This window comes from Bacteroides timonensis, assembly GCF_000513195.1.
GTDB lineage: Bacteria > Bacteroidota > Bacteroidia > Bacteroidales > Bacteroidaceae > Bacteroides > Bacteroides timonensis.
This window is the reverse complement of record NZ_CBVI010000122.1, coordinates 1-16448: the sequence shown is the minus strand read 5'-3', so window position 1 is coordinate 16448 and position 16448 is coordinate 1. Positions and strand designations below refer to the sequence as shown.

The following is a 16448-nucleotide window of genomic DNA, read 5'->3' as shown; positions in this document are numbered from 1 at the left end:
CAATATTGAATTAATTTAAACCAAGCAATTTCTTAGTTATGTCAATATCTATATAATTAGTCCATCCGGCTTTGTGTAGTATGATAGCAGCTTCTCTTATTGTTATTTTACCGGATTCGACTTTCTCTCCAACGGACTCAAAAATCGTTTTAACCCTTAATGCTTTCATTTCAATTGTTTTCATAATGATAAGTACTTAGTTAATATTCGTTCGATTGCTTCGCCATTCTCTTCGTTGATCCATTCCTTGGCAACATTCCAAGCTATACTCTTTGAAGCTTTGAAATTATCTATTCGGGTAGAATGATGGGAGAGTTTACCTTCGGTAGGTTTAAGGCCTTTGTCATGGAGTTGGCATAGTCCATTGTTAAAAAATACACAGTATTCATTGCCGGCTTTTGCTTGTAGCATGGGAATGACGTTTTTGGTAACTCCCATAATGATACCTACAGCCCAATAGGTGATTTCTAACTTGTCCCCGTATCCGGCATCAATGATTTTTTCAATGTCTTCAGGTGTTCCAAGACAAGGTGTGTGGCATTGTTCTTTACATAGTGAACATTTGCACTGACACGGCTTTCGTCCTGTCTTACGCATGATGCGCTGTAAGACAGTTTCTTTAATTAGTAAATTCATGATTGTTATATTTAGGAATAGTTATAAGATCATTAAGAAAGCCCGAATTTCTTCGGGCTCCCGATGTTCCTTACGGGACGGCTACGCTTAGTAGGATATACGGCTTCCTGATTATATATAGATGGCAATTATTCAGATAAAACCGGTTCCTATTCTCGCGAACAAGACCGGTTCAATTTGGTACTCATAATGATTAGGTTAACAAAGAGTTTCTACCTTATCATACCAACAGAAACGCCCACTCTCAAAGAGAATGGGCTGAAATAATTAAAAATAACGATTCGTCCTCACGGATTACTTGTTCCCTGCCAAGCTACAATGCTTAAGAACCCGAATCATAGACGGGGCAGGGAAGGGGATATTTAAAAAACTGGTTAGGGAATACTGTTTAAAAACCGCCCCGATATTCACATACCAAAAGCGGGTCTATTAATCTAAAAATTAATATCATGAATTTCTAAAAACAAATCTGTCTTCTATCTTCACAGACAGCAAGAACATTATAAACAAACGCATGGGTTAACAAAGGCGTTTGAAACCAAATACTATATAATTCATGTTCAAATGTCTACAAAAGCTCCGGGGCGGTTCCCCGGAGCAAAACACACAACTTCAGCTACTTCATAGTGACACCCATGTAGTTTTTCGGCGTCTTTCCGTCGTGTCAGCCGGAATCAATACCGGGCAGCCCGTAACTACATGGCCTTTTTAATCACTACTTCTGCTTCATCCATCCTAAAGGCTTGTGGACGGTGCCGGAGTCGAACCGACCTCACGGATTATTGGTGCACCTCACCGTAGTTTCAGCCACGATATACATAACCGCCCGTATGTCCGTCTATTCCGGACTGTCAACATCATGAACCGCCATGTCGTCACCGTCAACTGCTGCATGATTTTGCAGAAATCCACCTCGATTGATACCCTTTGGACTTATATGGGTTTCTACCATACTCTCTCAATCTACTACTTTCTTTCATATATTGGTCGCTCCCATAACGACCTCAAATTTCCGAAAGTGGTGCGTTCATTGATACAAGACTGCGGAAAGCAAGGGATTCGAACCCCTGTAACCTTTTGGTTAACCTGCTTAGCAAACAGGTGCGATAAACCACTCTGCCAGCTTTCCATATTCCCGTGCTCCGAAGAACACGGGATAATTCTTTTTTATATTATATATGTAGAACATCAACTGAATGATGATTTAAGAGTCATACTTACTACTCTGATATACCTCTACAAGTTCATTATGATAGAAGCGTTTTGAGACTTCTACATAAAGCGTTTAGGCTACATTTGGATCGCCATCAACTCAGCATCTGCTATGTATATCAGTTTTTTAGGTGGGCACGACTGAAACCTTGCAAATCACACTGCCTATATCATTTTATATTGTTCTTCTTACCGGACTCGAACCGGTGACCTGCGCGAAAACTAACAATCAACCTTATAAACATGAGACAAACAACAAAATGAAACGCGCTGCTCTACCACTGAGCTAAAGAAGAAGTGGCCGGGAAACTCGACCTATTTATCAAAGTAATCTTGAACCGTTCGAGAGAGTTCCCTAAGTCTGGCTGTAGGATATTCTATTTTCCCAGGCCTTTTGCACGGCTGGATTTTTCCTTGTTTATACCAACGAAGTACATTACCTTTCCCGAATATCCGGAAGGCCTCATTTTGTGAGATATAGGGTTTATCGTTCGTATCCTCTTTTATAAAGGATGCAAGTTTGGCTGCTACGCTTGTAACGAACGTATCAAATGTCACAGATTTATCAATAAATTGAATTTCCATATACTCAGTAGCTAAGATTGTCATAGTATTGCTTATTATTCATATATGTACGAACTATGTCTGTGTCCGTAGCATCATCACCAAGTATAAGCACGATTTGCTCATAAGCTTCTTGCGGCATTGTATAGAGGACTTCTTGATTATAGTCCTGCCGACCTGCAATTCCTAACATTGCAAATGCTCCTGTAATTGCGAGGAGGATGCAAAGGGATTTTGAAATTCTGTTCACTTCCATGATATATCTATTTTTAAATCACAACTATTATCTTGTTCCCGCCCCGGTAAGTTCAACCGGCGAATGGAAGGCGTATCTTCACGGGAAATTCTTAACTTTGCGCTGTCAAACCAAAAAATTAAGAATTATGAATGAGAAAGAGTTATTTCAATCATTTCTAAATGGTTTTCCTGCGTCTCTCCATCCATCTGACCTTGAACGATTTTTAAAGTACGCCGTTGCTGCTTGTGAGAATGGTTCTCAATTCGGATTTGAAGAGCGTAACTTACTTCGGGAGAAAGGTCTATCCGAAGATGGAGTGGATTACTATGTCTCTGCTTTTGGATGGATTGAAAGAACCTATTGTTATTTGGCAAGGTGAGTTCTTCCAATCTCAGAATTTTCCTTATGGAATTGCAGAATAAAATGCATTCTTCTTTTGTGTCGAATACTGTACCATTGTTCTGCAATTTCTTTATGTATTCAGGAGCCATTCTTATTCTGTTTATCAGTTCCGGATAAAAGTCCTCACGCATATACCATTGCTCTGCCATATTATTTTTCTCACGATTCATGATGCTACTTCTTAATGGTTAAAGGCTTGGTTGAAATCACACAACCATACTCTTCCAAAGCGACCTTACGTATTAAATCAGGTTGCTCGCCTTCCGTGTAGAATCGGAGTGCATAGCGAATTGTGTTCTCGCATACTCCGAAGCGCTTAGCCAACTTGGGAACTGTTCCCTTTTCATACAAAATTCTATGTCTATAAATTGCCATATTAAAAAAGGTTTATTAAATTTGCGAATTAACTATTCCGTTGAGCGTAACTCAATCGGTTGGTTGCTGATTACGGATGCAAATATAAAGCAATGCAATAATTAAAACAAGAAAAATGGCGATAAAATATTGCAATGCTATTAATATGGAATGATTCTAAATTGTTTTAATTATGGAAGATTCAGTAAAAGAGAGGCTTAAACTGTTTTTAAGGAGTTATAATATTAAGGCTGTTGATTTTTGTAGGTCTATAGGAGTATCTTCTGGGTTTATTTCAGGGATGAGGGAATCTATTCAACCTGATAAACTGAAAAGCATTGCAATAAATTATCCATGCCTTGATATTGGTTGGCTTCTGACAGGCATAGGGGAAATGGAGAGAGTTGAATCTTCTAATTCTTTACTGATTGAAGAACTGAAAGCTGAAATCAATATGCTTAAAGGTGAAAATCGTGTACTCCGGGAACAGGTTGGTCTCGGAGAAAGAAAGGGAAGTAGGAGTGCGTCATAATTGATATTAAAACAGGAAGGAGAGTTAGATGAGGATATGTATTACGCTGATTTTTGGATTGTTCTCTTTATTGGCATTTGCAGATGAAGATGTTGTGCGCTTCTATCAAAGGGTAGAGCCGGAAAAGAAAGTATTGGCACTATCTTTGGGGAATGTAGTAGAGGTTGATGCTCTTTTAGTGGAGACTGATGATATTAAGGATGGAGTGTACGAGGTGACAGTGACCCATATTGATGATCATCTATATCAGGTTGGTACTACAAATCTTTATATTGAGATGCCATATTGTTTTGAATATTGTTATTCAGAGAATGCTATTTTGAAGGTGAAAACATATTTGGGGCATAAATTGGGTACTTTGATTTGGGCTAATAATTGATCTATGAAGAAGATAGATTTATGCTTTTAATTGATTAAATTATAGATGGTTATGATAAACTATGGTATTTACACTTGGACTGGTGGTAGTGGAAAAAAATATGAGTTTGAAACTTACTCGTTAGATGCAGAGTTTGTCCCAGGTATAGAAGGCAATTATATATTTGCTAAGCCTATAGGGGATGGAAAAATACGTGCAGTATATATTGGTGAAGGCGTATTGAAAGATAGAATTGAGTTCCGAATAAATGAAGGGAGAGTGCAACCTAAGGGATGTGATAGAGTCTGCGTGATGGTTAATCCTGATGCTGCCAACCGCAAATTTATTGAAGAAGACTTGTTATCCTCAAATACAAATGCGTATGCGCCATTAGGTTGTAATATTAAAGTTGGGGGTTAGCCTCTTTTTACTAACCAATTGTCGTCGGGCTCCAGTTTAGCAGAACTAATGACCATGTAGATGATTCCGTTTTCGTGTCCTTCTCCTGCGGTAACATTGGGATAGATAGAGAAACCGAATAATTTCAGGAGTTTGTATGCTATATAGTTCTTCCGAAATAGATTGCGAGTCATGTGTGGGTATTTGAGTTTCATACTGAATTGATTTATTTTACAAAGGTAGAATATTTGGGCTTAAAAACAATGTTTGTATGATAATAATTGAAAGAATAAAAGAGCTAATAGCTCAAAAAGAAATGAGTGAAACGTCTTTTTCTAAGTTGATAGGTGTTTCGCAAAGGACCTTGAATAATTATATGAATGGTCGTACCCCTTCCTTAGAGATTATTGATGCCATTCTTTCTGCCTTTCCTGAAGTTTCTGCCGAATGGCTTCTCCGTGGTGAAGGTAATATGCTAAAGAGTAATAATAATCTAATCGGCTCCAATCAGGGTAATGACAATACAATAGAGTACAATAATGGAGGAAATGTTGGAGTTGGTAACACTGTGAATGTGTCTTTACCGGAAGCTGGTACTCAAAAAATAATAAGTCCTGATGGTAAAGTTGAGATAAATCAATTCAATTCGAGCGTAAAGGAACTTGAACATAAAATTGAGATGTTAGAAACAGAAGTCTCTCACCTTAATAATAATATAGAAACGAAAGATAAATTAATAGCCTCGTTAGAGCGGACTATTGAACTTTTGGGGCATAGGCAATAAGTTTGTGTTTTTCAATTAACTAAAATACGATAAATATAAGTAATTATTAATCATTAAAATAATATTATGAGAAAACTATTATTAGCTGCTATTGCAGCATCGTTAATGTTGTCATCATGCGGCAAGGTCTTTTATCAGGTATATACTGTTGAGGCTCCAGGAAGCATTGAAAAAGAGAATGCTTTAGTTTATGAAAATGAAGATTGTAAGGTGATGTATAACTTGTGGTCTGAAGATGGTTATATTGGTTTTATCTTTAAAAATAAAACAGATAAAGATCTTTTCGTTATTTTACCCCAAACTTTCTTTATAAAAAATGGAGTAGCTTTTGATTACTACAAGAATAGAGAATATAGTAAAACTGAAATAGTATCATCTGGAGTTTCTTTGGGAATTGCAGTATCTGGCAAGTATGATTTGTGGAGGGATTGGTATGGTGTACCCAGCTCTTTAAATGCTAATGAAAATAGACAAAGAGGAGTGTCTAAAACAATAGTGGAAAAAGAAAATCCAATAATATGTGTTCCACCGCATTCTTCTAAAGAAATAAGTGAATATTTAATTTCTGGTCAGTTGGTTCGTGATTGTAATAAGAAACAAGCATATCCTCGTAAAAAATCAATTCCTGTTACATATTCTAAAGATGATTCACCGCTTATATTTAAAAACAGAATAGCATATGCTTTTGATAATAGTGGTAAGGACTTAAAATATGTAGAGAATGAATTCTGGATTTCGGAACTGATTAATTATGCAAAGAAAGAGGCCATTTCTAAGAAAAAATATCAGGAGTGTGAAAGTGATGTAGAGGTCGATACGTATGTCTTTAAGATTGCTTCTCCATATAAATTCTATAATTCTTATAAAGGTGGTTCGGCATTCTAAGATTAAATTCAATCCATATCATGAACTAAATGTAATGGTAAAATTAGGTGGAAGTGCTTATAGTTTCAACAGGAAGTTGCTCCATCCTGAAAAAAAATGGGTTGAATAAGTTAACGGATGATATATAAATAAGGTGGCAAATGTGGGTTTGATGGTGTAAAAAGCCTCTATTTCATGCCCCAAAGTACTATAAAAACGATGAAAAACAATATGGAAAAGTTTAGAAATTGATTAGAGGAATATAGCTTATTGCTGATTATCAGATACTCATGGCTGCGGCTCAGGCGGCTATTGAAGATCTGAAGTAAAATACTCTAAAATCTTATATTTATAGGCTGTAAACCTTTTTTAAATAGGTTTACAGCCTATCTTTTTGGAAAAACATGTATCTAATAATCAAATATTTGTTTTTTCTTTGTTATCTTTGCCAGCACTTAAACTGTCTGATTACTTAATATTTTAATCACTAACTTTATGAATCTGGATTTTTCTACATTATATGCTCTTTGGGCTACTGATTTTTTTCAGAAGAATGAAATACTGCTGCTTTGTTTTGGAGTAATTATTTTATTGCTTCTGGTTATTATGATTGTTGTGTCCATCAATAAAACCAAGCGTTTGAAAACATTGCAGCAACTGAATGAAGTGGCTGAGGAAAGCAATCAATTGAAGAATGCCTTTATTGCCAATATGACGCATGAAATACGTACGCCGCTCAATGCTATCGTAGGATTTACAAATGTGCTTGCCGAAACTGATAATTTAAGTAGGGAAGAGCGGATGATTTTTCTGAAAGAAATCAATGATAATAAAAACTTCCTGGTTCAGATGATCAATGATTTATTGGATTTTTCGAAAATAGAGGCCAATACAATGGAATATAAAGATGGAGATGTGGATGTAAATGCATTGATTCAGGAAATATGTGCTGCGGAGAATGCACATCCCAGACCATCGGGTATTCAGATCGAGTTTGTAGAGAAACTGCCTCAATGTCGTTTAATAATTGATCGGGTACGTTTTGCGCAGGTGATTAATAATCTGGTAAAGAATGCATTGAAATTTACAGAACGAGGTAGTGTCAGAATTGGATACCGTCGTCTGAGTAATGATAGTTTTTACTTTTACGTAGCTGATACAGGTTGCGGCATTGATGAAGAAAGCCGCCGTGCTATTTTTGAGCGCTTTGTGAAGATGAACTATAATATTCGTGGTACAGGTTTAGGTCTTTCCATCACAAAATCCATTGTAGAGCACTATGGTGGTGGCATTGGTGTAGAGTCGAAAAAAGGAGAGGGATCTACTTTCTACTTTACTTTACCTGCCAGTGCAGAGTATAAGGAATATGGGAAATTTTAATATGGATGTTTTCTAACTTTTTAATCCGCCATTTCTTTTAGTTTCTTAAAGTGGCGGATAACGCCCAGATAATCCCGGTCTGTACAGACATTAAATTTGTTCCATAAATCACCGAGTACTACCGCACCTCCGAATCCAAAATCTTTTATTTCCAGAATATTGTCGGGAGTAATTCCGCCTAAAGCCATGACTTTAGTATCGATGATTCTTTCTTTTCCTGCCGCACGCAATTCTTCGGGTGTGTAGCCGGAAAGAATTCCTTCCTTGGATATGCAGTCATAAACGGGACTCATGAATACATAGTCGTAAAAATGCTTTTTACTTTTTACTTCTTCTACAGAATGGCAGGTATAACTGACATGCCCTGAATAGTCATGCGGTTCATGCGGATTGCGCGTATTTAAGTGAATGCCCATGAGGTCGAATTCTTCTTTTAGATAAAAATGCTCATGAGTGACGATACGCCTGTGATATTTTTCTGGTATCAACGTTAAAAGTCGCTCGGAATACATTGCAGGTGTTTCCGGTTTTCGCAGATGTAGAATATCCAACCCCTCTTCAAAGAGTGCCGTGATAATCTTGTCTTCTTCCACAAAAAATGTGGGTGCTGTGACTACAATGAGCTTCATTTCTTTTGATAAACGTTTATGTTAGCAAAGTTAATGATAAAAGCTTTCAGTAGCCAACGTTTTTCTTTAAAATATGTTAGATAGGATATGCAAAACGCACCTTTAGGACTGATAATTCCCGCAGGTGCGTTTTTTTGAAAAAGAGTTTATGATGTTGTTGTTATTTCATCCGACTGCCTACTACATTCCAATCAATGATACCCCAAAGAGCATTTACATGATCGGCACGGCGATTTTGGTAATCGAGATAGTAAGAGTGTTCCCAAACATCAAAGCCTAACAAGGGAGTAAATCCTGAACGTACAGGGTTACTGCCATTGGCTTCTTTGGTAATATGTAATTTACCATTTTTATCTACTGATAACCAAGCCCAACCTGATCCGAACAATCCTACAGCGGCAGCTGTGAATTCTTTCTTAAAGTTGTCAAAGCTTCCAAAGTCGCGTTTGATAGCTTCTGCTAATTTTCCAGTAGGCTCGCTTTGAGCGGGTTTCGGGGAAAATTGCAAGAAGTAGAGGGTATGATTTAATACTTGTCCGGCATTATTGAAAATTGCTCCATCCGGTGCAGTGGCTACTATAGTCACTAGATCTTTGTTTTCATACTCTGTACCCGGTACCAGGTTATTGAGGTTATTTACGTATGTCTGTAAGTGTTTACCATAGTGAAAATCTATGGTTTGCTGACTGATTACAGGTTCCAATGCATTATTTGCATACGGAAGTTTCGGCATTTCGTGAGTCATAATTATAAGCATTAAAGATGTTAATAACGTATTCATAATTTGTCTTGAATTATGGTTTTGTTAATATAACGTTTGGTATCTTATAAATGTTCTCTCAGATTCTATTAATTTTTCCAAAGTAAAATATAGTTTGTCACGGAAAACCGTGATAAATAGGCATATACGAGTGAAAAAATCGTGAAAAGAGTTGTTTTGGTGAAAATAATATGTATTTTTAGAGACTTTTTATGAATTTGGTATTATGGATAGAACATATTTGTTGGATGAGATAACTAAAATCCGTCGGGTTATTATTGAAAAGAGTGGAAAGTTTACTTTAAAAGAGTGCGAAAGCATTGCTGCTGCTTTGGAAGTGGATAATGTTTCATTGGTGGCTATGCTGGAGGCAATCAGGAAAGATCTGTTCCCTCAGAAGTTTGTTTTAAACTTGAAAGATGCAGAACGCTTTCAACTTTTGCGGTCTACCCTTCAGAAGAATGTGGAACATGTTATTCTAAAAAAAATAGCTCCGGAACTGGCTATACTTGCTGAAAACTTCAAGAAGCCTCAGGCAGATAGTGAGGTGTGCCAACAGGCCATCAACAAGCTGCGTATTCAAATAAAACCTTATGCAGAAAAGGTGCCTAAATTGGTGAAGTACCTGAATGAATATGCTGATTTATGTGAGGCGAATTTCCTGAATGTACTTAGATTGAAAGTGCTTCGAATCAATTTACGTTTCTTGCCTTTATTGAAAGAAGCGAATGATTTGTTTGATACTTGTGACAATACTTCCGATAAAGAGTTGTATTGGAAGATGGCTGAACAGTTGTATTTGAATTTTCCATCACTGTTTAAGGAGGAAGTTTATTACTTTAGTATTATTCGGGGTATTTTAGATGCATTTTATAGAAAGTCAGGGCAAGAGCCTATTGTACTGGATATTCCAGCGGAAATATCATTGATTGAGGAAGGTCAACCAGAGGAAGTAGAGGCTATTGAGGAAAAAACGGAAGAAGTCCTTGAAGGGATAGAGGAGGTAGTGCTTGAAGAAAGTGTTCCGGTTGCGGCATCAGTGGATATTCAGGAAGAAGAGATGGAAGAAAAAAATACTGAGATTGCGGATGAATTGGTTGAACCGGCAATAGAACAAACGGAACCGGAGATCGAACAAGTAGAACCGGAAATAGAATCGGTAGAGAGTGAACCTGCTGAAGTTGTTTCCGAACCTACTGAAGCAAAACCGGAACTTGTTGAAGCAAAATCAGAACCTACTGAGGATAAACCAGAACTTGCAGAAGCAGATGTAAAACAGGTTGAACCGGAAGTTGTACAGGCTGAACCGGAAATGAAGCAAAGTGAGCCGGTTGTTGTTGAATCCAATCAACCGGAAATAAAATCGCCAGAGCCTGAAGTGAAGCATCCGGATCCGGAAAGAAAAGAAGAAGCCCCTGCTATTCAAAAGAAATCCAGAAAATCTCTATATATATTAGGTTGCTGTATATTTCTGATCTTGGTTTTGATTTGTTTGTATTTTGTGTTTGCATCCAAACCTAAGCCAGTTGTTGTACCTCCGGCTGTGGTTGCTGACACTATTACTGTGGTACAGGATACCACGACTGTGGTGCCTGTTGCCACTCCTGAGGAAACTCCGGTTAAAGCTGTAGAGCAGCAAAAGCAGCCTAAAGTTGAAGAACAACCTCAACCTAAAGCCCAGCCGGAGGCAAAGACTCCCGTTAATGAACCTCAACAACAGGCCGAACCTGAGAAAACAGAGAAAAAAGCTCAGACTAACTCTTTGGAAGCAGCTCGGGAAGCAACGCAGAATGGTGATTACAAGAAAGCATTCGATATTTATAAATCTTTAGCCAATGCCGGAAATGCAGAAGCACAATATTGTCTGGGTATCATGTATGAAACAGGAAAAGGCGTTGATATCGATATCTTCGAAGCAGTCATGTGGTACCGGAAAGCTAAAGCGAAAGGCTTTTCAATGGCCGAGCGTAAGCTGTTGGAGCTAGGCTACAATTAGAAATTAAATTCTTATTTATTTACTATAAAAACATATCTGGTTATGAAAGGAAAGGTTTTTTCTTCTTCGCAAGATTTGTATCAGGATCAAGCGAAAATCCTTTTTGATTTTTATAAAGATGCGGCAGAAAAAATAGTGTCGCAAGAAGAAGAATTAGAAAAGGAGATGGGAGAATTAAAGAATTCGTTGACTATGAATGCTACGGGTAAAAAGAAAGCCCAGACGCAGATGTACGTAGGAATTGGAATTCTTGTTGTCGGTCTTGCATTGATAGCAGTAATTGGGTGGCTAAGTATTGCTATTGCAGTAGCCGGTCTTTATTGGGGGATGAAAAACTATAAGCTGTTTAAATCCAGCGGTAAATCCATCGATGATGTCGGAGTGGAGTTGAAAGACCTGGAAAACAAGCATCAGCAGATTTTCAGAGACTATAAGATTGAAAAGATGGGGGTGGTTTATGTTCCCGTTGCCAGTCAGGTTCCTTTCGAGAATAAGAGCTTTGTGATAGATCATACCGGAAATAGTTCAGTACAGAACTTTGAGCTGCAATTAGTTAATAACCAGGGAGCACTTTCCGAGAAATTGAGAGAACTGGATGAACTCTCCACTACGGCTCCTTTGGTAGAAGAAAGCAAGGGAGTGGAAGAAGTTTCCACAGAGGATTATTCAACATCTATACCTAAAGTGAAATTCTATGATTACTTTGGACGTATGGACCGTAATTTGCGTGACAGTGCTTATTTCTTGTCAGACTTGCATACTGTTTCTGTAGGCATGCCTGTCATTCCTCCCGATTCGCCGGTTATTTCTTATTTGAATGAATATGGTACGGCCAATCCGTCGGGAGCTCCTGTGCTGAATGTATTTGATACGGCAGCGTATGATAAGGAAATAGAGCAATTTAATTCGCTGAATGCAATGCGCCATTCATTGTCTGACCAGAGCGAGCAATTTGAAGATGTATTACGCCGTTTGATTTCAAATGTGGGGTATGCAGTACAGACAATTGCGGCAGCGAAGGTTAAATCCACTAATTCGCTGGTGGAAAGTTCTAATCAGTTGCTGTTCACCATTCTGAAAACCTCTTATAATCACTATTCACCGAAGTTGGAGAAGGATGAACTGGAGAAAATTCGCCAGACGAATTTCAACTTCCGCGATACGGTGGAGAACTACACACCTTTCCAATTGAAGGAAAGTTCACGAATGCGCTATGATATGAAGGATCATTCGTGGGTTGCAGAAGACGGAAGCCGTACAACAATGCCTTATGGTATCAGCCAGATACAAGAAGAAATCGTAGCACCTATCGTACAGAATCTGTTAGCGGAAACGCGCTTGAACCGTTTGGATATCTATAATGACATTGATAATCAGAAGCGTGATTATCTGAACCAATGGCATCGGGAAACTCAAGACTTCTATGGACGTAACCGGACTTCGGGCGATGACCTCATTAACATTATGCGTAGTAATCTGACCAAGCTTCTTGCCGCGCAATCCACCTTTGAACGTCTCGACCGGATGAAATCCCGCATGCTGCAACAGATGATGGACGGAGATACCCAGGAGTTGGAAGAAAATGCCGGAGATCAGTTGGAAAACACCTCGCGAAAGTTTGCCGAGCAGTCCGATGACTTCAAGCAAATTCAGGAAGAGTTTAAAGAATACATGAAGTTTTTGCAGGGTGATATTAATAAGAAGGCTAAAGAATATGGATATATTGAGTATTTCGATGCCAGCCTTCGCGATGGAATGGCAAAGAAAATAGTGGACGCCAATGATAATGTAGCTCTGTTGGATGACCGGCGCCGTCCTTTGGCAAGTATCAATCCTTTCTATGCATTTGCTTCCAATATGCCGCCGGCTCCTGCCGTTGAAGAATGTGTGGAAGAGTATATGTCTTTGGATATAGCGCGGGTAGCTACCGATTCCTTGCAGGAAATTGCGGAAAACAGCCAGGAGGCAACGTTGGATTATCATGCTGAACTGGTTGATGATAGCGACGCGATGGAATATTCGGTGCATGCTCCCCAACATGTGGAAGAAGCTGAAAAAACAATCAGAATGAGCCCGGATGTAGAAGCGGCAAAGCCTGAAATGTCAGAGACTTCAGAGGAGACGGAAGTTCCGAAAGAATCTGAGACTCCTGTTGTTTCTGAAGTTCCTGCTGCTTCCGAAGCTCCCGTTATTTCCGCCCCCTCTGTTACCCCCGAAGCCCCTGCAACTCCTGAGGTTTCGGAAGAAATGGATGATTTGAGTGGTCTGGACGATCTGGATGACTTGAGCGATTTGGATGATTTGGACGATTTAAGTGATCTTGAAAAAGATAAATAGCATTCATAAATTTGAAAATTAAAAATTATGGCAAAATATGATGTTACAGTTGATACCCGCGACATGGCCAATAAGATAGATACGGTATCTAATAAGGTCAGCGGGGTCACTACAGCAGTTGTTGCTATGGAGGCAGCAGTCATAGCCGCTGAGAGGGATGCTACGAACAAACTGTGCAAAAGGCTGAATAAAGGCTTCTTCTCACTGGTCGCCTCGCAGATAGAACAGAAAAATGCTACGGCATTGAGCGCTGTGAATGCGTATTTTTCTGAATTGGAGGAACAAGGGGGCGCATTGCTTGATTTGAAAAAGAGAATGGATGATGACTTTGTGATTTTGACAGGGCGTTATTCCAAACTGTTCAGAGGACTGGACACAGCTCTTCATAATCGTATTCATGAGTTGGATAAACCCGTCATTCGCTTTTGTGAGCAGGACATAACGGACACTCTGAACCGCGTTTACTATCAGATAGCTTCTGTACCGGTCAACCAAACCGAATCTTTGTCCACTTCTCAGGCTATTGCGGCCGCACACGTCAAGCGCAATGCGCAAGCTTTGATTGCACAAATGACCAACTTCCTCACCACCTGCAAACAGCAGAGTGCTAAGATGCAAAAAATCAAATTGAATTCGTTTGTCGGCAAATCCGTCCTTCGATATTTACCGGCCATCCTGTTGGTGAAGCGGGGAGATGAAGGAGCAGTCATGGAAACTAAACTGCCTTCGGGATTGGAGCAACTCGTTGGACAGCGTTCCTGCATAAAGATACGTGAAGGCATGGAAGGCAAGATTGAAAGTAGCGGATGGGAAAACATTTCAATGGAGTCTCAACGGATGGTAGCCGGGAAGCTTGAACGCCTGATTGCAACTTCCGATCTTAGTGAAAGGGTGAAGGAGAACATGAAGAAACTCATAGCCAGGAATGAAACCTGGCTTAGCACGAAGGAGGGCTGATTATGGGAGGACGAAGACATATCCTGCATGACGTGATACGGAAGAGTGAAACTGTGACACTTACCGTAGGCGATAAGTCGGCTTCCAAGACCGTTGTTCTGGAAGAACCGATTGATATCTATCTGGAGATAGACGACCATCCTTATAATAGCAGCGTACAGGATTGCAGCAAGCATATCGAGAGTTTACGTAATTCTGTTGTGGCGTGCAATGCGGCCGAGGTTGCCCATAAGATAGCCAGCACGCAGCAGATTGGTAAACGTATATCCAAAGGTTTTCTGGGATATATAACAGCCAGCCTGGATATACAGAATATGGAGGAATGTTCTAATGTAGAAGCCGTATATAGCGAGTTGCAGTCTCAGTCCGAAGAGCTAACCAACCGTAAATTGGTGATGGAAGATGATTATGACATCCTGACCACCCGTTATTCCGGTGTCTTTGAAAATCTGGACCGTGAATTGCTGCAACGCATCCACATGCTGATGGAACCTTGCTTCCGCTTTGTGGAAAGCAGCAGTAACGAACAACTGCGCAATACGGACTCGTCTCTGTCGGCAATGGCATTAGTTGGGCATAAAGAGCAGTTGGATGTACAGGCACGCATTTCCGCTATCACAATGAAGCAGCGGGCTGCCGGATTGATAGAGAGTGCCAAGCAATATCTGCTTGGGCAAAAGCAACTGGCCAGTCATATAGAACATGTGTTGATTGGCGGATGTAAAAATGCCCGTTGGATGTTGCCGGTGGTAGTAGTAGAGAAGACCGGTGCCGGTGGCAGTAAAGAGACTGAGATTGTGATGAATGAACAGACTGCACGTATGGGAGTCAATGACTGGAAAGTACGTCAGAATGTTCAGCAAGCGTCCATGCCTGCCATGACACAAGAAGATAAGCAGCGCATTGGAAAGCATCTGGAGAGAGAGATTCAAAGATTAGGTTCTTCAGAACATGAAAAACGGGTAGCCGGAATGATGAGGAAACTTGCCGGGAATTTTTTATCGTAAATACCGTTACTTATGTTCTATAAAATAGAAGTAGAGTTATGAAAGAATTGAAAGTAATAAGTTTGGAGAATGGAGTGATTTTAAGTGAGAATCTGGTAAAAGGTTCTATTCTCCCCCGTACATCTGCTGAACTGGAAAGGGATGTGCTGATACAGAACGATACCATTGTAGAAGGGGCTGTTTATGCCCGCAAGCTGGAAATACAGAATGGAGATGTGGAAATACTTGGTGCGGTGTTTACTAAGCTTGAATTCCATATCAGCAATAATGCGAAAGGGGATATTATCTTGCGTAAGACGGTAGCCACTTCGGATTCTCTGGTGTCGTATGCTCGTGATTGCCGTCCGATGTTCATGGCTGACATCAACGGAAAGACTGTAAAATTGTGCAATGCTTTCGTTGCCGGAAGTATTTTTGCAGATGAAGTGATATTGGAGGACTGTATAGTATTGGGAGGAGTTTTTGCTACGGCTAAGTTGACCATGAAAGACTGTATAGTGGGAACTTTCAATGCGAAGAATGTAGCTGTTAGCGGGGATATAAAGTTGCTGTTACCCAGTGCATTCAGTGGCGAAGAAATGCAAGTCACGAGTGAAGCCCGCCTGTTCAATTTAAGTCTGGCGGATTTGGGCGCTCTTTATAAAGGAACTCCCGAGATGGAAAATACAGGTATTATAGAGATGAATACCTATTCTGACGAACAAGAATCTCAACTGTTTGAAGGAGACGAAAAGGTACTGGTGCATTGCTATTCGGTAGTAGGGAAGGTGTTGGCTGCGGATCTGGTCAATGTGGATAAATTGAGAAATCACTTCCTGATAGGAGCTACGGCGTTGGGAAGTCAATTGCTGAAAACCTATGATCTGGGAGTTGATGCGAATGGAGAGCTTTGTGAAATTATTCCGGAGAAGGTAGCTGATTTCTTCTTTAATCTGCTGCATGGGAAGATACAGGTTCGTACTTTGGAAGGCTCTTTTTCTATTCAGGAAATTGCGCAACGATTATCATAAAATAGAGTGATTATATAAAAAATACCGTC

At 39.6% G+C, this 16448-nt stretch carries 20 protein-coding genes and 3 tRNA genes; 11 read left to right on the top strand and 12 right to left on the bottom strand.

From position 1 onward, the window contains the following. Positions 1 to 10: 10 nt before the first annotated feature. The 9 genes from BN161_RS29965 to BN161_RS22325 form a co-directional block, all read right to left on the bottom strand. Positions 11 to 184: a hypothetical protein gene (locus BN161_RS29965; protein WP_167332566.1), complete on the bottom strand. Its 174-nt coding sequence runs from the start codon at positions 182 to 184 to the stop codon at positions 11 to 13. Continuing rightward, positions 181 to 636, bottom strand: coding sequence for a hypothetical protein (locus tag BN161_RS22350; RefSeq protein ID WP_044270368.1), 456 nt, complete (start codon positions 634 to 636; stop codon positions 181 to 183). The genes BN161_RS29965 and BN161_RS22350 overlap by 4 nt, the downstream gene beginning before the upstream one ends. Before the next feature lie 746 nt (positions 637 to 1382). Beyond that, a tRNA-OTHER gene (locus tag BN161_RS29960) sits at positions 1383 to 1464 on the bottom strand. A 216-nt stretch (positions 1465 to 1680) separates the two neighbouring features. After that, positions 1681 to 1765 (bottom strand) — tRNA-Ser (locus BN161_RS22345). Between the two features lie 266 nt (positions 1766 to 2031). Continuing rightward, positions 2032 to 2144 (bottom strand) — tRNA-OTHER (locus tag BN161_RS29955). Between the two features lie 19 nt (positions 2145 to 2163). After that, a complete protein-coding gene (locus BN161_RS22340; protein ID WP_244436596.1) occupies positions 2164 to 2457 on the bottom strand; it encodes a hypothetical protein in 294 nt (97 codons plus the stop codon). Continuing rightward, positions 2438 to 2668 carry a hypothetical protein gene (locus BN161_RS22335; RefSeq protein WP_044270367.1) on the bottom strand — a complete coding sequence of 77 codons (231 nt, stop codon included), beginning with the start codon at positions 2666 to 2668 and terminating at the stop codon, positions 2438 to 2440. Before BN161_RS22335 ends, BN161_RS22340 begins: the two co-directional genes overlap by 20 nt. A gap of 125 nt (positions 2669 to 2793) precedes the next feature. Beyond that, positions 2794 to 3222, bottom strand: a complete 429-nt coding sequence (locus BN161_RS22330; RefSeq protein ID WP_044270366.1) for a hypothetical protein — start codon at positions 3220 to 3222, stop codon at positions 2794 to 2796. 4 nt (positions 3223 to 3226) lie between these two features. After that, positions 3227 to 3427 carry a hypothetical protein gene (locus tag BN161_RS22325; RefSeq protein ID WP_044270364.1) on the bottom strand — a complete coding sequence of 67 codons (201 nt, stop codon included), beginning with the start codon at positions 3425 to 3427 and terminating at the stop codon, positions 3227 to 3229. A gap of 172 nt (positions 3428 to 3599) precedes the next feature. Here BN161_RS22325 and BN161_RS22320 point away from each other — a divergent pair, with 172 nt between their 5' ends. The 3 genes from BN161_RS22320 to BN161_RS22310 are packed head-to-tail and all read left to right on the top strand — an operon-like array spanning position 3600 to position 4716. Continuing rightward, a complete protein-coding gene (locus BN161_RS22320) occupies positions 3600 to 3938 on the top strand; it encodes a hypothetical protein (protein ID WP_052356397.1) in 339 nt (112 codons plus the stop codon). A 28-nt stretch (positions 3939 to 3966) separates the two neighbouring features. Then, complete coding sequence (locus tag BN161_RS22315; protein WP_044270363.1) at positions 3967 to 4317, top strand: hypothetical protein; 351 nt, start codon at positions 3967 to 3969, stop codon at positions 4315 to 4317. A 51-nt stretch (positions 4318 to 4368) separates the two neighbouring features. After that, positions 4369 to 4716, top strand: a complete 348-nt coding sequence (locus BN161_RS22310; RefSeq protein WP_125910908.1) for a hypothetical protein — start codon at positions 4369 to 4371, stop codon at positions 4714 to 4716. Here BN161_RS22310 and BN161_RS29575 read toward each other — a convergent pair. Next, a complete protein-coding gene (locus BN161_RS29575; RefSeq protein WP_125910907.1) occupies positions 4713 to 4910 on the bottom strand; it encodes a hypothetical protein in 198 nt (65 codons plus the stop codon). The genes BN161_RS22310 and BN161_RS29575 overlap by 4 nt on opposite strands. A gap of 56 nt (positions 4911 to 4966) precedes the next feature. On the opposite strand from BN161_RS29575, the gene BN161_RS28295 reads away from it, so the two are divergent. From BN161_RS28295 to BN161_RS22295, 3 genes are all read left to right on the top strand, one after another. Further along, complete coding sequence (locus BN161_RS28295) at positions 4967 to 5479, top strand: helix-turn-helix domain-containing protein (protein ID WP_052356396.1); 513 nt, start codon at positions 4967 to 4969, stop codon at positions 5477 to 5479. A 66-nt stretch (positions 5480 to 5545) separates the two neighbouring features. Beyond that, complete coding sequence (locus BN161_RS22300; protein WP_125910906.1) at positions 5546 to 6364, top strand: hypothetical protein; 819 nt, start codon at positions 5546 to 5548, stop codon at positions 6362 to 6364. A 474-nt stretch (positions 6365 to 6838) separates the two neighbouring features. Further along, positions 6839 to 7723 (top strand): sensor histidine kinase, encoded by an 885-nt coding sequence (locus BN161_RS22295; protein ID WP_044270356.1) that lies wholly within the window; start codon positions 6839 to 6841, stop codon positions 7721 to 7723. Between the two features lie 20 nt (positions 7724 to 7743). Here the strand turns inward: BN161_RS22295 and BN161_RS22290 are convergent, their stop codons facing one another. Further along, the gene (locus tag BN161_RS22290; RefSeq protein WP_007213801.1) at positions 7744 to 8352 is read right to left on the bottom strand and encodes a thiamine phosphate synthase; all 609 of its coding nucleotides are present in this window, start codon (positions 8350 to 8352) and stop codon (positions 7744 to 7746) included. Positions 8353 to 8512: 160 nt separating this feature from the next. Further along, complete coding sequence (locus BN161_RS22285; protein WP_074435178.1) at positions 8513 to 9133, bottom strand: superoxide dismutase; 621 nt, start codon at positions 9131 to 9133, stop codon at positions 8513 to 8515. A gap of 205 nt (positions 9134 to 9338) precedes the next feature. On the opposite strand from BN161_RS22285, the gene BN161_RS22280 reads away from it, so the two are divergent. From BN161_RS22280 to BN161_RS22260, 5 genes are read left to right on the top strand one after another with little or no spacing between them, the layout of a single operon-like run. Next, positions 9339 to 11108, top strand: coding sequence for a tetratricopeptide repeat protein (locus BN161_RS22280; RefSeq protein WP_044270354.1), 1770 nt, complete (start codon positions 9339 to 9341; stop codon positions 11106 to 11108). 42 nt (positions 11109 to 11150) lie between these two features. Continuing rightward, positions 11151 to 13445 (top strand): hypothetical protein, encoded by a 2295-nt coding sequence (locus tag BN161_RS22275; protein ID WP_044270353.1) that lies wholly within the window; start codon positions 11151 to 11153, stop codon positions 13443 to 13445. Positions 13446 to 13472: 27 nt separating this feature from the next. After that, positions 13473 to 14402: a hypothetical protein gene (locus BN161_RS22270; RefSeq protein WP_044270352.1), complete on the top strand. Its 930-nt coding sequence runs from the start codon at positions 13473 to 13475 to the stop codon at positions 14400 to 14402. Positions 14403 to 14404: 2 nt separating this feature from the next. Further along, positions 14405 to 15409 (top strand): hypothetical protein, encoded by a 1005-nt coding sequence (locus tag BN161_RS22265; RefSeq protein WP_044270351.1) that lies wholly within the window; start codon positions 14405 to 14407, stop codon positions 15407 to 15409. Between the two features lie 38 nt (positions 15410 to 15447). Beyond that, complete coding sequence (locus BN161_RS22260) at positions 15448 to 16419, top strand: hypothetical protein (RefSeq protein WP_022208321.1); 972 nt, start codon at positions 15448 to 15450, stop codon at positions 16417 to 16419. Positions 16420 to 16448: the final 29 nt, after the last annotated feature.

Bases quoted from the DNA above. Each gene is read 5' to 3' on its own strand.
- BN161_RS29965 (WP_167332566.1), bottom strand. From the start codon at position 184: ATGAAAACAATTGAAATGAAAGCATTAAGGGTTAAAACGATTTTTGAG.
- BN161_RS22350 (WP_044270368.1), bottom strand. From the start codon at position 636: ATGAATTTACTAATTAAAGAAACTGTCTTACAGCGCATCATGCGTAAG.
- BN161_RS22340 (WP_244436596.1), bottom strand. From the start codon at position 2,457: ATGACAATCTTAGCTACTGAGTATATGGAAATTCAATTTATTGATAAA.
- BN161_RS22335 (WP_044270367.1), bottom strand. From the start codon at position 2,668: ATGGAAGTGAACAGAATTTCAAAATCCCTTTGCATCCTCCTCGCAATT.
- BN161_RS22330 (WP_044270366.1), bottom strand. From the start codon at position 3,222: ATGAATCGTGAGAAAAATAATATGGCAGAGCAATGGTATATGCGTGAG.
- BN161_RS22325 (WP_044270364.1), bottom strand. From the start codon at position 3,427: ATGGCAATTTATAGACATAGAATTTTGTATGAAAAGGGAACAGTTCCC.
- BN161_RS22320 (WP_052356397.1), top strand. From the start codon at position 3,600: ATGGAAGATTCAGTAAAAGAGAGGCTTAAACTGTTTTTAAGGAGTTAT.
- BN161_RS22315 (WP_044270363.1), top strand. From the start codon at position 3,967: ATGAGGATATGTATTACGCTGATTTTTGGATTGTTCTCTTTATTGGCA.
- BN161_RS22310 (WP_125910908.1), top strand. From the start codon at position 4,369: ATGATAAACTATGGTATTTACACTTGGACTGGTGGTAGTGGAAAAAAA.
- BN161_RS29575 (WP_125910907.1), bottom strand. From the start codon at position 4,910: ATGAAACTCAAATACCCACACATGACTCGCAATCTATTTCGGAAGAAC.
- BN161_RS28295 (WP_052356396.1), top strand. From the start codon at position 4,967: ATGATAATAATTGAAAGAATAAAAGAGCTAATAGCTCAAAAAGAAATG.
- BN161_RS22300 (WP_125910906.1), top strand. From the start codon at position 5,546: ATGAGAAAACTATTATTAGCTGCTATTGCAGCATCGTTAATGTTGTCA.
- BN161_RS22295 (WP_044270356.1), top strand. From the start codon at position 6,839: ATGAATCTGGATTTTTCTACATTATATGCTCTTTGGGCTACTGATTTT.
- BN161_RS22290 (WP_007213801.1), bottom strand. From the start codon at position 8,352: ATGAAGCTCATTGTAGTCACAGCACCCACATTTTTTGTGGAAGAAGAC.
- BN161_RS22285 (WP_074435178.1), bottom strand. From the start codon at position 9,133: ATGAATACGTTATTAACATCTTTAATGCTTATAATTATGACTCACGAA.
- BN161_RS22280 (WP_044270354.1), top strand. From the start codon at position 9,339: ATGGATAGAACATATTTGTTGGATGAGATAACTAAAATCCGTCGGGTT.
- BN161_RS22275 (WP_044270353.1), top strand. From the start codon at position 11,151: ATGAAAGGAAAGGTTTTTTCTTCTTCGCAAGATTTGTATCAGGATCAA.
- BN161_RS22270 (WP_044270352.1), top strand. From the start codon at position 13,473: ATGGCAAAATATGATGTTACAGTTGATACCCGCGACATGGCCAATAAG.
- BN161_RS22265 (WP_044270351.1), top strand. From the start codon at position 14,405: ATGGGAGGACGAAGACATATCCTGCATGACGTGATACGGAAGAGTGAA.
- BN161_RS22260 (WP_022208321.1), top strand. From the start codon at position 15,448: ATGAAAGAATTGAAAGTAATAAGTTTGGAGAATGGAGTGATTTTAAGT.